14 protein-coding genes are annotated in these 14,403 nt (G+C 70.6%); 8 read left to right on the top strand and 6 right to left on the bottom strand.

What is annotated here, in order from left to right; translation table 11 throughout:
* Positions 1-91: 91 nt before the first annotated feature.
* Entirely contained in the window at positions 92-847 is a 756-nt protein-coding gene (gene dprE2, locus ABTY98_RS35355; RefSeq protein ID WP_352225197.1) for a decaprenylphospho-beta-D-erythro-pentofuranosid-2-ulose 2-reductase, read from the bottom strand.
* A 15-nt stretch (positions 848-862) separates the two neighbouring features.
* The gene (gene dprE1 / locus ABTY98_RS35350) at positions 863-2,263 is read right to left on the bottom strand and encodes a decaprenylphosphoryl-beta-D-ribose oxidase (RefSeq protein ID WP_352225196.1); all 1,401 of its coding nucleotides are present in this window, start codon (positions 2,261-2,263) and stop codon (positions 863-865) included.
* A 150-nt stretch (positions 2,264-2,413) separates the two neighbouring features.
* Here dprE1 and ABTY98_RS35345 point away from each other — a divergent pair, with 150 nt between their 5' ends.
* The 4 genes from ABTY98_RS35345 (at position 2,414) to ABTY98_RS35330 (ending at position 5,287) form a co-directional block, all read left to right on the top strand.
* Positions 2,414-2,938: a phosphatase PAP2 family protein gene (locus ABTY98_RS35345; RefSeq protein WP_352225195.1), complete on the top strand. Its 525-nt coding sequence runs from the start codon at positions 2,414-2,416 to the stop codon at positions 2,936-2,938.
* Positions 2,939-3,000: 62 nt separating this feature from the next.
* Positions 3,001-3,972, top strand: coding sequence for a decaprenyl-phosphate phosphoribosyltransferase (locus ABTY98_RS35340; RefSeq protein WP_502994432.1), 972 nt, complete (start codon positions 3,001-3,003; stop codon positions 3,970-3,972).
* Positions 3,969-4,394, top strand: coding sequence for a GtrA family protein (locus tag ABTY98_RS35335; RefSeq protein WP_352225194.1), 426 nt, complete (start codon positions 3,969-3,971; stop codon positions 4,392-4,394). Before ABTY98_RS35340 ends, ABTY98_RS35335 begins: the two co-directional genes overlap by 4 nt.
* The gene (locus ABTY98_RS35330; protein ID WP_352225193.1) at positions 4,382-5,287 is read left to right on the top strand and encodes a YihY/virulence factor BrkB family protein; all 906 of its coding nucleotides are present in this window, start codon (positions 4,382-4,384) and stop codon (positions 5,285-5,287) included. The genes ABTY98_RS35335 and ABTY98_RS35330 overlap by 13 nt, the downstream gene beginning before the upstream one ends.
* On the opposite strand, the gene ABTY98_RS35325 is transcribed toward ABTY98_RS35330, so the two are convergent.
* Positions 5,235-6,509, bottom strand: a complete 1,275-nt coding sequence (locus tag ABTY98_RS35325; RefSeq protein ID WP_352225192.1) for a D-alanyl-D-alanine carboxypeptidase family protein — start codon at positions 6,507-6,509, stop codon at positions 5,235-5,237. The genes ABTY98_RS35330 and ABTY98_RS35325 overlap by 53 nt on opposite strands.
* Here ABTY98_RS35325 and ABTY98_RS42415 point away from each other — a divergent pair.
* The 3 genes from ABTY98_RS42415 to ABTY98_RS35310 all read left to right on the top strand — a co-directional run bounded on the left by ABTY98_RS42415 (position 6,409) and on the right by ABTY98_RS35310 (position 9,086).
* Positions 6,409-6,840, top strand: coding sequence for an SCO4848 family membrane protein (locus ABTY98_RS42415; protein ID WP_502994431.1), 432 nt, complete (start codon positions 6,409-6,411; stop codon positions 6,838-6,840). The genes ABTY98_RS35325 and ABTY98_RS42415 overlap by 101 nt on opposite strands.
* Positions 6,841-7,068: 228 nt before the next feature.
* A complete protein-coding gene (locus tag ABTY98_RS35315) occupies positions 7,069-8,625 on the top strand; it encodes an ABC transporter substrate-binding protein (RefSeq protein ID WP_352225190.1) in 1,557 nt (518 codons plus the stop codon).
* A gap of 59 nt (positions 8,626-8,684) precedes the next feature.
* Positions 8,685-9,086 (top strand): ATP-binding protein, encoded by a 402-nt coding sequence (locus tag ABTY98_RS35310; protein ID WP_352225189.1) that lies wholly within the window; start codon positions 8,685-8,687, stop codon positions 9,084-9,086.
* A 36-nt stretch (positions 9,087-9,122) separates the two neighbouring features.
* Here the strand turns inward: ABTY98_RS35310 and ABTY98_RS35305 are convergent, their stop codons facing one another.
* Positions 9,123-10,556, bottom strand: a complete 1,434-nt coding sequence (locus tag ABTY98_RS35305) for a sensor histidine kinase (protein WP_352225188.1) — start codon at positions 10,554-10,556, stop codon at positions 9,123-9,125.
* Positions 10,553-11,242 carry a response regulator transcription factor gene (locus tag ABTY98_RS35300; protein WP_352225187.1) on the bottom strand — a complete coding sequence of 230 codons (690 nt, stop codon included), beginning with the start codon at positions 11,240-11,242 and terminating at the stop codon, positions 10,553-10,555. The genes ABTY98_RS35305 and ABTY98_RS35300 overlap by 4 nt, the downstream gene beginning before the upstream one ends.
* 175 nt (positions 11,243-11,417) lie before the next feature.
* Between ABTY98_RS35300 and ABTY98_RS35295 the strand changes: the two genes are divergently transcribed.
* Positions 11,418-13,826, top strand: a complete 2,409-nt coding sequence (locus ABTY98_RS35295) for an MMPL family transporter (RefSeq protein WP_352225203.1) — start codon at positions 11,418-11,420, stop codon at positions 13,824-13,826.
* Here ABTY98_RS35295 and ABTY98_RS35290 read toward each other — a convergent pair.
* Complete coding sequence (locus ABTY98_RS35290) at positions 13,819-14,391, bottom strand: Uma2 family endonuclease (protein WP_352225202.1); 573 nt, start codon at positions 14,389-14,391, stop codon at positions 13,819-13,821. The genes ABTY98_RS35295 and ABTY98_RS35290 overlap by 8 nt on opposite strands.
* Between the last annotated feature and the right edge of the window lie 12 nt (positions 14,392-14,403).

Raw genomic sequence — 14,403 nt, 5'->3', positions numbered from 1 at the left:
CCTCAGACAGCGAGATTGACACGGCAGAAGGCCCAGGACCTGACACCCGAACAGGGTAGCAACTTACCCTCGTGATTTCTGGCGCACCACACTAGATCGGCAGCCGTCGGAACACCGACCGCGGTGCGTGCCGCAGGGCCGCCATCACCACCCGCAGCGCACCCGGCACCCACACCGTCTCCGAGCGCCTGCGCAGGCCCGTCTCGATCGCCGTCGCCACCGCCTCCGGGGTCGTGGCCAGGGGCGCTTCCTCCAACCCCGCCGTCATCCTCGACCGCACGAACCCCGGCCGTACGACCATCACGTGCACGCCCGTCCCGTGCAGCGCGTCGCCCAGGCCCTGGGCGAACGCGTCCAGGCCCGCCTTGCTCGAGCCGTAGATGAAGTTGGAGCGCCTCGCCCGCTCCCCGGCGACCGAGGACAGAACCACCAGTGAGCCGTGGCCCTGGGTCTGCAGGGCGCGTGCGCTGACCAGGCCCGCCGAGACGGCGCCCGTGTAGTTGGTCTGCGCCACCCGCACGGCCTTCACCGGCTCCCGCTCGTCGGTCGCCTGGTCGCCGAGGACACCGAAGGCCAGCAGGACCATGTCGATGTCACCCTCGGTGAAGACCTTGCCGAGGACGGTCTCGTGGGACTCGGGGTCGAGCGCGTCGAAGGCGACGGTGTGGACGTCGGCGCCGAGGGTGCGCAGCTGCTCGGCGGCCCGGTCCAGCGCGGGGGAGGGGCGGCCGGCCAGCCAGACGGCGCGGGTGCGGCGGGCGATCAGCCGGCGCGCGGTGGCCAGCGCGATCTCGGACGTACCGCCGAGGACGAGCAGGGACTGGGGCATTCCGAAGGCGTCCTTCATGACAGCTGACAGCTCCTAGAGGCCGAGGCGGCGGGACAGGTCGGAGACGAACACCCCGTGCGGGTCCAACTCCGCGCGCAGGGCACGGAAGTCGGCGAGCCGCGGATACATCGCGGCGAGCAGGTCGGGGCGGAGCCGGGCGTCCTTGGCGAGGTAGACGCGGCCGCCGGCGCCCGCGACCTCCTCGTCCAGTTCGTCGAGGAACGCGCCGAGGCCGGGCAGGGCGGCAGGGATGTCGACGGCGAGGGTCCAGCCGGGCACGGGGAAGGAGAGCCAGCCGGGGTCGGCCTCGCCGAAGCGCTTGAGGACGGCCAGGAAGGACGGGCAGCGGCGTTCGGAGATACGGGCCACGATCCGGCGCAGGACGTCCTCCTGGCCGTATCCGACGACGAACTGGTACTGCACGAACCCGCCGCGGCCGTAGACGCGGTTCCAGTTCGGGACGCCGTCCAGGGGGTGGAAGAACGCGGAGACGCGCTGGAGTCGGCCGGTACGCGCGCGTGGCGCCTTGCGGTACCAGAGCTCGTTGAAGAGGCCGACGGTGGTGCGGCCCAGGAGGCCTTCGGGGACGAACGCGGGGGCGGCCGGGAGCCGACGGGGGCGGAAGGCGAGTGGTGCACGCCCGGCGCGTGAGTCCTCGCCGAGCGCCTCCCGTGGCGCGTGGTCGCCCCGCGTGAGCACCGCGCGCCCGGTCGCCGCCCCGCGCGCCAGCAGGTCGATCCAGGCGACCGAGTAGCGGTAGCGGTGGTCCGTGGTGGTCAGGCGGTTCATCAGGTCGTCGAGGTCGGTGGCGCGTTCGGTGTCGACCGCCATGTACGACGTCTCGACCGGGAGAAGGCGGACGGTCGCCGTGAGGATCACTCCGGTCAGACCCATGCCGCCGGCCGTCGCGTCGAACAGCGGGGTGCCGCGGCTCACCGTACGGACCTGGCCGTCGGCGGTGAGGAGTTCGAAGGACAGCACGTGACGGGAGAACGATCCCGAGACATGGTGGTTCTTGCCGTGGATGTCGGCGCCGATCGCGCCGCCCACCGTCACCTGGCGGGTCCCCGGGGTCACCGGGACGAACCAGCCGAGCGGCAGCAGCACCTCCGTCAGGCGGTGCAGGGAGACCCCCGCGTCGCACAGGAGGGTGCCGCCGTCGGCGTCGATGGCGTGGATGCGGTCCAGGCCCGTCATGTCGAGCACGGCACCGCCGGCGTTCTGCGCCGCGTCCCCGTACGCGCGCCCCAGGCCCCGCGCGATACCGCCCCGCGCCCCGCAGTTCCGGATCGCGTCCGCCGCCTCCTGGTAGGTCCGGGGGCGGATCAGACGGGCGGCGGTGGGGGCGGTGCGGCCCCAGCCGGTGACGGGGACGGTGGTTCCGGGGGGTGCGGACTCGGCGGGACCTGCGGGCCCTCCAGGCTTTCCAGGCATGAGGACGACCGTATCGCTGCCGTATGGGTGTTATGAGTGCTATTGGCGATTGGTTACGGAAGATCACCTGACTCCCCGAAACGGGTGATTATCGGAATGTCGCTCAATATGGTCGTCGCTTTGGCGTGGCCAAGGTGAACAGTGAGTCCAATGGACGACATGGACCACCGGATCCTCTCCGCGCTGCACGCCTGCGGTGCCGATCCACGCGTCGCGTCGGCCGCGCGCGGTCTCTCCCTCGCCGGTGAGCACGGCGCGCTCTGGCTCGCGGCGGGCCTCGCCGGAGCCGCCGTGGACGGCGCGCGGCGCGGCGCCTGGTTGCGTGGCACGGCGCTCGTCGCGTGCGCGCACCTCAGCAGCATGGGCGTCAAACGGATCGTGCGCCGTGCGCGCCCCGCGCATGTCCGGCCCCGGGTGCGTACCGCGGGCCGGCACTCCTTCCCCAGCTCGCACGCCACCTCCGCCGCGGCCGCCGCCGTCGCCTTCGGGATGCTCGGCGCGCCCGCCCTCGCGCCCCTGGCGGCCGCCATGTGCCTCTCCCGGCTGGTCGTCGGCGTGCACTACCCGACGGACGTCGCGGCGGGCGCGGCCCTGGGGGCGCTCACGGCGCGCGCCGGGGCGCGCTGGATGCGCGGGGGAGTGCCAGGTGCCTCGTATGCGGGGAGGCGGGTGTGACCGAGACCGCGCACGCCGCCACGGAAGCGACGGCCGACGGCACGGAAGCGACAGCCGACGGCATTGCTGAAACGAATCTGCACGACCGGCGCGGCCACCCTGCCCGACCGCAGGGACCGGCGCACGGCCCGGCACGCGCGCGTGTCACCCCCGGCGGTCTCCTCAAGGGCCTGCTGAGGACCACCCGCCCCAAGCAGTGGGTCAAGAACAGCCTCGTGATCGCCGCCCCGGCCGCCGCCGGCCGGCTCTTCTCCGCGCACGCGCTGCTCACCCTCACCGTCACCTTCGTCCTCTTCACGGCCTGCGCCGCCGCCGTCTACCTGATCAACGACGCCCGTGACGCCGACGCCGACCGCGCCCACCCCACCAAGTGCCGCCGCCCCGTCGCCGCGGGGCAGGTCCCCGTCCCCGTCGCCTACGCGGCAGGAGGCGTCCTGGCCGTCCTTGGACCGCTGCTCGCCACCCGGCTGACCCCGCCCCTCGTCCCGGCCCTCCTGATCGCCTACCTGGGCATGCAACTGGCTTACTGCGTCGCCCTGAAGCACGTCCTGGTGGTCGACCTCGTCGTCGTCACCACCGGCTTCCTGATGCGGGCGGTGATCGGCGGGGTCGCGCTCGGCATCCCGCTGTCCCGCTGGTTCCTGATCACCACCGGCTTCGGCGCGCTCTTCATGGTGTCGGCCAAGCGCTACTCCGAGGCCGTGGAGCTGGCCGGAAAAGCGGGCGCCACGCGCGCGTTGCTCACCGAGTACACCACCGGCTACCTGCGCTTCGTCTGGCAGCTCGCGGCCGGGGTCGCCGTTCTCGCCTACTGCCTGTGGGCTCTGGAGGGCCACCGCACCCCCGCCGCCGGCCTGCTGCCGTGGCGCCAGCTGTCCATGGTCGCCTTCATCCTGGCGATCCTGCGCTACGCCGTCTTCGCCGACCGGGGCACCGCCGGCGAACCCGAGGACGTCGTCCTGCGCGACCGCGCCCTCGCTCTGATCGGCCTGGCCTGGCTCGCGATGTACGGGCTCGCGGTGGCCCACTGGTGAGCGCGCACCCGCGCGAGCTGATCGGCTTCGCCACCGTCGGCCTGCTCGCCTACACCGCCGACCTCACCCTCTTCAGCTGCCTGCGCGGCCCGGCCGCCCTCGACCCGCTCACCGCCAAGTCCCTGTCCTTCCTGGCGGGCTGCACGGTCGCCTACCTCGGCAACGCGCGCGGCACCTACCGCCAGGCGCGCGTGCCCGGGGCGCGCCCCTACGCCGTCTTCGTCGCCGTGAACCTCGCCGGTGCCCTGGTCCAGCTGCTCTGCCTCGCCGTCAGCCACTACGGCCTCGGCCTCACCTCACAGCGCGCCGACACGGTCTCCGGCGCGGTCATCGGCATGGCGCTCGCCACAGTTCTGCGCTTCTGGGGTACCCGCACATTGGTATTCCGCGCAGGGGGCAGAGTCGGATCATGGACTGGCTGAGAAAACTCCCCGTCGTCGGCCCGCTCGTCGGCTGGCTGATGGGCACGCACGCATGGCGGTCGTACGAGCGGCTCGACCGGGTGAAGTGGACCCGGCTGGCCGCCGCCATGACCTTCATCAGCTTCGTCTCGCTCTTCCCGCTGCTGACCGTGGCCGCCGCCATCGCCGCCGCCACACTGAGCGAGTCACAGCAGCACAGCCTGCAGAACAAGATCGCCGACCAGTTCCCGGGGATCTCCGACCAGTTGGACATCAACTCCCTGGCGCAGAACGCCGGCACCGTCGGTCTCATCGCCGGTGCCGTCCTGCTGTTCACCGGCATCGGCTGGGTCGGCCAGATGCGGGACTGTCTGCGCACGGTGTGGGAGCTGCCGGACAAGGACAAGAACCCGATCGTCGCCAAGGCCAAGGACGCCGGCATCCTGATCGGCCTCGGCGGCGCGCTGCTGGTCACCCTCGTCGTGTCCACGATCGCCTCGGCGGCCGTCGGCTGGACGGCGGGACAGCTCGGCATCGACAGGCACAGCTGGGGCAGCCTGCTGCTGCGCGTCATCGCCTTCGTCGTCGCGGTGGTCGCCGACTTCCTGGTCCTGCTCTACGTCCTCACCCTGCTGCCCGGGGTCGAACCGCCGCGCCGCCGCCTGCTGGTCGCCGCCCTGATCGGCGCGGTCGGCTTCGAACTCCTCAAGCTGCTGCTCAGCGGCTATATCCAGGGCGTCGCAACGAAGAGCATGTACGGCGCGTTCGGCGTCCCGGTGGCCCTGCTGCTGTGGATCAACTTCACCTCGAAACTCGTCCTGTTCTGCGCCGCCTGGACGGCGACCGAGAGCAGCACCGAGATCACGGACGAGTCCGCCGCCGCACCAGGTCCGGCAGTGGCCAACGGCGGTTGACCAGGAACGCCGCGCCCACCAGCAGCACCAGCGCCCCGCCCGCGATCGCCAGCGCGACCCCGACCCCGCTGGAGCCGTCGGTGGACGACGCGGCCACCGTCTTCGACCCGGCACCCTTCCCGGACCCGGACGCCGACGCCGAGGCGGTCGTCCCCGGCTGGGTACTGGAGTCCACCGCCCCCTTCGGCGGGACCAGCTCACCCACCGGAGTCACCTTGCCGACCGCCTGGAAACCCCAGTCGAACAGCTTGGCGGTCTCCTTGTAGACCTCGTTGTGCTCCTTCTTCTCCGGGTTCATCACGGTGACCAGCAGCACCTTGCCGCCCCGCTCCGCGACCCCGGTGAAGGTGGCGCCCGCGTTGGTGGTGTTGCCGTTCTTCACACCCGCGATGCCCTGGTAGACCGGCAGGTCGGTGTCGCCGCTCAGCAGCCGGTTGGTGTTCTGGATCTCGAAGGACTCACGGACCGACTTGCCCTTGGCGTTCTTCGTCGTCTCGCCCGGGAACGCGGCCCGCACGGTCGAGCAGTACTCCCGGAAGTCCTTCTTCTGCAGCCCGGAACGGGCGAACAGCGACAGGTCGTACGCCGACGACACCTGCCCTGCCGCGTCGTACCCGTCCGGACTGATCACATGCGTGTCCAGCGCCTGGAGGTCGTCCGCGTGGGACTGCATGTCCCGGACGGTCTGGTCGACACCGCCGTTCATCGCGGACAGCACATGCACGGCGTCGTTGCCGGAGCGAAGGAAGACACCGAGCCAGAGGTCGTGGACCGTGTAGGTCTGGCCCTCCTTTATCCCCACCAGGCTGGAGCCTGCGCCCAAGCCCGCGAGGTCGGTCGGCACCACCTTGTGCGGGGTCGACTTCGGGAACCGCGGCAGCACGGTGTCCGCGAACAGCATCTTCAGGGTGCTCGCCGGGGGCAGCCGCCAGTGCGCGTTGTGCGCGGCGAGCACCTCGCCCGACTCGGCGTCGGAGACGATCCAGGAACGCGCCGTGATGTCCTTCGGCAGCACCGGCACCCCGGCGGCCAGATCGACCTGGGTACCGGGCTGCCCCAGCCGGGCGCCGCCGACCGTCGACATGTGCGCCGGGGGAGTGGCCGACGGACTGGTCGAGGGGGTGGGTGCGGCGAGCGCGGCCGGCGCGGTGAGCGACAGGGACAGCAGGGCGGCGGAGGCGACCAGCAGAGATCGGCCGGCATGGGGCTTCGGTGCGGACACGGACGAGAACGTACCTGGCACGGAGGGCGAAGTCCCGTCACCGACCCCACCCCGGACACGGAACCGGACAGCCGACGGCGATACTGAACCCATGAAGCTCAGTCGCCCGGTGTCCTGGTTCCTGCTCGCGTTCGGAGTGTGGTCTTGGTTCATCTGGATCACTTTCATCAAGAATCTGGTCAAGGACGGCAGCGGGCTTGCCTTCGACGACGGCCACCCCACGGCGTACTTCTGGATCCACCTGACGCTGGCCGTCGTTTCCTTCGTATTGGGGACGGTCATCGGGGTCATCGGGTTGCGTGGAGTACGCGCACTGCGCCGAACGTCATAGGGACAGGCGCCGTCGAAGCAGGCCTGAACGCCGGGTGCCTGTGGAGGAGCTGTGAAATCCGGCGGAAACAAGCGCTCGGTAAGTTCTTCCTCATCTAGTCAGATCACTCTTCCCCCACACGAAACACCTGTGGTTAGGTGATCCGCGTCACTTAGGGGAGTGGCACTTGTGGAGGGCCTGGGTAGGGCCTGGAACGGATCCGTGAGGGTCCTGGGGAGGGCACCAACCATGCGATCTGTTCGCATGCGGATTCTCGTGACGCTTCTCGTACTGGCGATCGTGGGGATCGGCGGCTGGCAGCTGCTGCCGTCGCAGGAGAACAAGAACAAGACGATCACCGTCGGTACGACCGACGCCGTCACCTCGCTGGACCCGGCAGGCGCCTATGACGCCGGTTCCTGGGCGTTGTTCAACAACGTCTTCCAGTCGCTGCTCACCTTCGAGCCCGGCGGTGTCGAGCCGGTCCCGGACGCGGCCGAGAGCTGTAAGTTCTCGGACACCGGTCTGCGGACGTACCGCTGCGTCCTCCGGGACGGGATCACCTTCCCGAGCGGCCGGGCGATGACCGCCGAGGACGTGAAGTACTCCTTCGACCGGGTCAAGAAGATCAACTCCGATGTCGGTCCGGCCTCGCTGCTCTCGACGCTCTCCTCGGTCACCGCCTCCGGCAGGACCGTCACCTTCCACCTGTCGTCCGCCGACGCGACGTTCCCGTTCAAGGTGGCCACCGGCGCCGGTGCGATCGTCGACAAGGACAAGTACCCGGCGAACAGCCTGCGCACCGACAACTCGGTGGACGGCACCGGCCCGTACCGCCTGACGTCGTACACGAAGGGCAAGCAGGCGTCCCTGCAGCCCAACGACCACTACAAGGGCGACATCAGCGGCACCGGCCGGCCCATCGAGCTGGACTACTACCCCGACTCGGCGAAGCTCGGCAGCGCGTACAAGGCGAAGCAGGTCGACGTCGCCACCCGCACGCTGCCGCCGGCCATGGTGTCCAAGCTCTCGCCGAGCGACCCCGACCAGCGGGTCACGGAGGCCGACAGCGCCGAGACCCGCAACCTCTACTTCAACACCCGTAAGAACTCGGCCCTGCGCGACGTTCTCGTCCGCCGTGCGCTGGCCTGGCTGGTCAACCGCGAGGAGCTGGCCGCCACCGTGTACGACGGGACGGTGGAGCCGCTGTACTCGCTGATCCCGGCCGGCCTCACCGGCCACACCACGTCCTTCTTCGACCAGTACCCCACGCAGAGCGTCGCCAAGGCGAAGGCACTGCTGGAGCAGGCCGGCGTCTCCACCCCGGTCGAGTTCTCCTTCGGCTACGGCATCGGCCACGGCGCGGGCGCCGAGGAGGCCGCCGCGCTGAAGAAGCAGCTGGAGGCGGGCGGCCTGTTCAAGGTCGACGTCAAGGGATACGAGTGGACCGACTTCCAGAAGTCGTGGGCCACGGGCAAGATGGACGCCTGGGCGGTCGGCTGGGTCGCCGACTATCCCGACCCCGACACCTTCGGTGCCTCCCTGGTCGGCAGCGACTCCGTGATGAGCACCGGCTACAGCAACAAGGCCGTCGACGACCTCATCCTGCACAGCCAGCAGTACGCCGACCGAGCCCGCGTCGACCACGACTTCCGCACCATCCAGACGGACGTGGCCAACGACGTGCCGCTGATCCCGCTCTGGCAGCGCACGGACTACGTCGTCAGCAGCGAGGACGTGGGCGGCACCCAGTACCTCACGGACAGCACGGGCGTGTTCCGGCTGTGGAGTCTGGAGTGGATCTGACGGGCGGGCACCCGACGCAGCACCATGTGACGGAGGTGTGCGTGGGGTGAGGAGCAGACGTGCTGAGACGCAACTCCTTCCGGCTGCCCCGGCACCCGGCGTCCGTGGGCGTGGCCCGGCACCGGGTCCGGGACCATCTGGGCGACTGGGGACACGGCCCGGACGAGCCGGCGGTCGGTGACGCCATGCTGCTGGTGTCCGAGCTGGCCACCAACGTCGTACGCCACGGCCCGCTGCTTGAGCGGGAGTTCGAGGTGGCGGTGACGGCACTGGCGGACGGCTCGTGCCTGATCGAGGTCTCCGACGAGGGCCGGGTGGAGCCCCGGCTCCGGATCGTCAGGGACGACGACGAGACGGGCAGGGGCCTGCACCTGGTGGAGACGATCGCGGCGGCGTGGGGGGTATGGAGCAGGGGCGCACACGGAAAGACGGTGTGGGCGCTGGTTCTGGCTGATCCTTGAACGTGGCTCCAGCCGTAGGCACCCCGCACCCGAAACTCACCCGCACCTCAACGTCACCGTCACGGTCAGCCCCTCTCCGGGCGCGGTGTTCACCGCCACCTCCCCGCCATGCGCGTCCACCACCCCCTGCACGATCGCCATCCCCAGCCCGCTCCCCTGCGCGCTCCCCACCCGGAAGAACCGGTCGAAGATCCGCGCGGCGTCCTCTTCCGCCAGCCCCGGCCCCTCGTCCGCCACACACACCCGCACCACCCCGTCCGACCGCTCCACCCCCAGTCGAACCGCCGCCTCGACGGGTGTATGGGTACGGACGTTGGCCACCAGGTTCCCCAGCACCTGCCTCAGCCCCGACTCGTCGGCCCGCACCAGCACCGCCCCCTCGGCGGTCACCGCCACCGGCCGCCCCGGCTGCTGTGCCCGCAGATCCTCCGCCGCGTCCCGCACCAGTCGGCTCACGTCGACGTTCCGGAACCGGATCTCGGGCCGCTGGTCGAGCCGTGCCAGCAGCAGCAGTTCGTCGACGAGCCGGCCCATCCGGTCCACCTCGCCGTGCATCCGGTCCCAGGCCCGCCGCCGCTCCCCGGGCTCACGCAGCATCCCCTTGTCGTACAGCTGGAGATAGCCGCGGATGGCGGCGAGCGGCGTCCGCAGCTCGTGCGAGGCGTCGGCGACGAACCGGCGCAGCTGGGCCGCGCTGCGCTCGCGTGTCCGGTATGCCGTCTCCACCTGGTGCAGCATGGAATTGAGGGCCAGCCGCAGCTGCTCGACCTCCTCCGTCGGGTGCTGGCTCGACGGCACCCGCCGGGTCAGGTCCCCCTCGGCTATCGCCGACGACGTCTCGACCATGTCCTCCAGCGGCAGCATCCGGCGTCGCACGCTGAACATGGTCAGACAGGCCAGCAGCGCGAGAAGTACCGTGCCGACGGCGAAGTCGAGCCGGAGCGCTTTCGCTATGCCCTCGTGCAGCAGCTCGGTCGAGGTGGCCAGCAGGATGTAGGGGCCGTCGGCGAGCCGGGTCGCCGTCACCCGGTACATCGCCCCGTGCACGGTGACATCGCCCGGGTCGGGGGCGGCGGCGAGGGCACGCGGGTCGTGCACGGCGGCCGCCAGACCGCGCTGGGCCTCGGTCGGCGCCATGTCGAAGACCTCGACGGCGCTGCCCTTGGTGTCGACCACGGCGAAGATCGAGCCCGGTGCCGGGTCGGACTGCGCCGGCACGACCCGGTCGCGGATGACGCCGAGTGCGCCCAGCGAGTCGACCTGCCGCAGGGTGAGCCCCGAACTCCCCAGCGAGGTACGCATCTTGAGCAGCGAGGAGTCCACCTGGTCGAGCAGGTACAGCCGCATGCCCATGATGCTGACCGTGGTCGCCACCACGATGCCGACGGCAAGGAGGCCCACGTTGGCCAGGGTCAGCTTGCCGCGCAGCGAGTGCATGCCGTGCCGGTGCCGGCGCTTCCCGACGTTCATGCCAGGCCGTATCCGACGCCCCGCCGGGTGGTGATCACCGGCGCGCCCAGGGTGTCCAGCTTGCGCCGCAGATAGCTGATGTAGGTCTCCACGACGGTCGACTCGGACGGCGCGTGCTCGTACTGCCAGACGTGCCTGAGCAGTTGCTCCTTGGGGACGATCCGGCCGCCGTTACGCACCAGGAAGCGCAGCAGCGCGTACTCGGTCGGGGTCAGCTCGACCGTGCGCCCGGCGCGGTGCACCGAGTACGTCGTCTCGTCCAGCTCCAGGTCGCCGTAGCGCAGCGGCGGGCGCTGCTGGATGACGTCGGCCGGGCGGGTGCGGCGCAGCACCGCGCCGATGCGGGCGACGACCTCGTCGATGTTGAACGGCTTGGTGATGTAGTCGTCGCCGTAGCCGAGCGCGCCGACTATCTCGGCGGGCGCGTCCCGCGCGGTCAGGAAGACCAGCGCCAGGTCCGGCTGCCGCGCGCGCAGTTCGCGGGCCAGGGCCCGGCCGTCGCCGTCCGGCAGCATCACGTCCAGCAGGGCCGCGTCCGGGCGGGTGCGCTCGGCCAGTGCGAGGGCGTCCCGGACCGTAGCGGCCGTCATCACCTCGAACCGGTGGTAGCGCAGGGCGATGGCGAGGACGTCCGCGATGCTCGGCTCGTCCTCCACGATCAGCACGGTGCTGCCTGGAGCCGTCATGCCCCCAGTATCGGCGCGACCACTGACAGCCGGGGGCTCACAGCTTTGGAGTTCCTTGAGAGTCGTGCGCGCCGCGTGTCCCGGCGGGCGTCCCGCCACCAATCCTGTTGCCCAGGACCTGGGGGACCAACCGACCGAACTGACTTCGATCAAGGAGCTGTTGAGCGTGACGGCATTGGCACGGTGGTGCTATCGGCACCGGCTGGTGGTCCTGTTGCTGTGGGTGGGGGCGCTGTTCGGCGTGGGCTTCTCGGCCTCGACGGCGGGCACGAACTACGCGAACGTCTTCTCCCTCCCCGACACGGACTCCAAGAGCGCGTACGACCTTATGCAGAAGGCCTTCCCGAACACCTCGGGCGACACGGACACCGTGGTCTGGAAGGTCACCGACGGCTCGGTCAAGGACCAGGCGGTCCAAAGCCGCATCCAGCCGGCCCTCGACACGATCGCGAAGCTGAAGGGCGTCGGCGCGGTCACCAGCCCCTACGCCGGCACCGGGGGCGCCGCGCAGATCAGCCAGGACGGCAGGATCGCGTACGCCCAGCTCACCTTCGTCCAGCGGGCGAACGAGATCCCCAAGGACGTCGTCCAGAAGGTCGTCGACACCGCCCAGAACGCCGAACGCGGCGGACTCCAGGTCGAGTTGGGCGGGCAGGCCATCCAGCGCGTCCAGGAGCCGCCCCAGGGCCTCTCCGAGATGGTCGGCATCATCGCGGCGGCCGTCGTCCTCTTCCTGGCCTTCGGCTCGTTCTTCGCGATGACCCTTCCGATCGCGATCGCCGTCTTCGGCGTGGGCATGGGCCTGTTCTCCACCCAGCTCCTCAGCCACACCACGAACATCCCCGACATCGCCCCGCTGCTCGCCTCCCTGATCGGCCTCGGCGTCGGCATCGACTACGCCCTGTTCATCGTCACCCGGCACCGCAAGGGCATCCTGCGCGGCATGGACCCCGAGGAGTCCGCGGTCACCGCCCTCAACACCTCGGGCCGGGCGGTGCTGTTCGCGGGCGGCACGGTCTGTATCGCGCTGGCCGGCATGCTGGTCACCAGGCTCCGCTTCCTGGACGGCGTGGTCATCGGCACGTCCCTGACGGTGGTGCTCAGCGTCCTGGCCGCCACGACCCTCCTCCCGGCCCTGCTCGGCATCCTCGGCCCCCGCGTCCTCAGCCGCCGCCAGCGCCGCCGGCTGGCCGCCGAGGGCCCGGAAACGGAGAAGGCGAGCGGCCTGGCCGCCCGCTGGTCGGTGAACGTCGAGAAGCGCCCGAGGCGTATCGCCGCGCTCGCCGTGGTCGTCATGGCGGTCCTCGCCATCCCGGTCCTCTCCCTCCGTCTCGGCGCCACCGACCAGGGCAACGACGACGCGTCCACGACCACCAGGAAGGCCTACGACCTGCTCGCCGAGGGCTTCGGCCCCGGCTTCAACGGCCCGCTCCAGGTGGTCAGCGCGGGCGGCGACACGGCGCGGCTGGTCCAGGGCATCAAGGCGACCTCCGGAGTCGCCCGGGTCGCCGCGCTCCCGCCCGCGCAGGGCGTGACCGTCATCCAGGTGGTCCCGACGACGTCCCCCCAGTCCAAGGAGACGGACGACCTGATCGACACGCTCAGGGACCAGGTGATCCCGAAGGCCGGCGCCCAGGCCCACGTGGGCGGCGTGACGGCGGTCTCCAAGGACTTCGCCACGGTCACGGGCGACCGTCTGCCGTTGTTCATCGCCACGATCATCGGCCTGGGCTTCCTGCTCCTCCTGATCGCCTTCCGCTCCCTGGTGGTCCCGCTGACGGCGGCGGTGATGAACCTGATCGCGGCGGCGGCCTCCTTCGGCGTCCTGGTCGCGGTCTTCCAGTGGGGCTGGGGCCTGGACCTGCTGGGCCTCGGCAAGGAGGGCCCGATCAACGCGTTCCTCCCGGTCATCATGCTGTCCCTCCTCTTCGGCCTCTCGATGGACTACCAGGTGTTCCTGGTGAGCCGGATGCACGAGGAGTGGGTGCACACGAGGGACAACGCGCGGGCGGTCCGGGTCGGCCTCGCCGAGACCAGCCGGGTCATCAACAGCGCCGCCCTGATCATGGTCTGTGTCTTCCTGGCCTTCGTCCTGAGCGGCGACTCGGGCGCGGCGATGGCCGGCGTGGGCCTGGCGGCGGCGGTGGCACTCGACGCGTTCATACTCCGTACGGCCCTGGTCCCGGCGGCGATGCATCTGCTCGGCACGTCCAACTGGTGGCTGCCGGACTGGCTGGAGAAGCGGCTGCCGCACCTGGCGGTGGAGCCCGCGGAGGCGGCCGCCCCGGAGCCCGCCGAGCCGGCCGGCCCGGCCACGGTGATCCACGGCTTCGTGCGTACGACGGACGGTGACCCGGTGGAGGAAGCGTCGGTGACCCTGATGTCCAAGGGCGGGCGCCAACTGGACCGCGTGACGTCCCTGGCGGACGGCTCCTACATCGTGTCGGTCCCGGCGCCGGGTTCCTACCTGCTGGCGGTGACGTCGACGTCGTACGGCTCGAAGGCCCGGCATGTGGTGGTGAGCGAGGGGCCGCTGGTGTTCGACGTGGAGCTGGCGGAGGGGGAAGTGGACGCGGTCAACTGACCTTCCGCTGCCCGGCTTTGAGGATCTGATCAACGTCGAGGGTGACCTTGGCGCCGATGGAGTCGGGCAGGGTGACGATCTCGTCGGTGGCGTGTACGCGGTGGTCCGTGTACACGCCACCGACGGGGGCGGTGAGGACGTGCAGCCTGCGCTGCTCCCGGTCGACGGTGACGTAGACGGGGATCGTGGCCGCGGCATACGCCGAGGCCTTGATGTGGAGATCGGTTGTCCTGTAGCTGGAGGTGACTTCCAGGACAAGCCGGAAGCAGGCAGGGGCACAGCAGTTGTTCTCGACGAGGTGGTCGTCGATGTCGGCGTCCACGATCACGAGGTCGGGGATCGCGTAGTCATCCGCGCCCGTCGGTAGCCGGAGGCCGACATTCTGGAGGACGTCCGTGTCCGTGCCGTGCAGTCCCACCGCAGCGAAGCGGACCAAGAGGTCGGTGAGGGCACAGGCGTGGGAGGCGTCACGGAGCGGAGAAATCAGGAGCTGACCGTGGATGACTTCGGCGCGCCAGCCCGGTAGGCGCTCCATGATCTCGTCGGCAACGGCAGTGAGCGTCATGGCTTTGGGAGA

The sequence above is a fragment of the Streptomyces sp. NPDC096040 genome, assembly GCF_040303265.1.
In the GTDB taxonomy this organism is placed as follows: Bacteria; Actinomycetota; Actinomycetes; order Streptomycetales; family Streptomycetaceae; genus Streptomyces.
This window is presented reverse-complemented; position numbering and strand designations above follow the sequence as displayed.

Bases quoted from the DNA above. Each gene is read 5' to 3' on its own strand.
- dprE2 (WP_352225197.1), bottom strand. From the start codon at position 847: ATGAAGGACGCCTTCGGAATGCCCCAGTCCCTGCTCGTCCTCGGCGGT.
- dprE1 (WP_352225196.1), bottom strand. From the start codon at position 2,263: ATGCCTGGAAAGCCTGGAGGGCCCGCAGGTCCCGCCGAGTCCGCACCC.
- ABTY98_RS35345 (WP_352225195.1), top strand. From the start codon at position 2,414: ATGGACGACATGGACCACCGGATCCTCTCCGCGCTGCACGCCTGCGGT.
- ABTY98_RS35330 (WP_352225193.1), top strand. From the start codon at position 4,382: ATGGACTGGCTGAGAAAACTCCCCGTCGTCGGCCCGCTCGTCGGCTGG.
- ABTY98_RS35315 (WP_352225190.1), top strand. From the start codon at position 7,069: ATGCGATCTGTTCGCATGCGGATTCTCGTGACGCTTCTCGTACTGGCG.
- ABTY98_RS35305 (WP_352225188.1), bottom strand. From the start codon at position 10,556: ATGAACGTCGGGAAGCGCCGGCACCGGCACGGCATGCACTCGCTGCGC.
- ABTY98_RS35300 (WP_352225187.1), bottom strand. From the start codon at position 11,242: ATGACGGCTCCAGGCAGCACCGTGCTGATCGTGGAGGACGAGCCGAGC.
- ABTY98_RS35290 (WP_352225202.1), bottom strand. From the start codon at position 14,391: ATGACGCTCACTGCCGTTGCCGACGAGATCATGGAGCGCCTACCGGGC.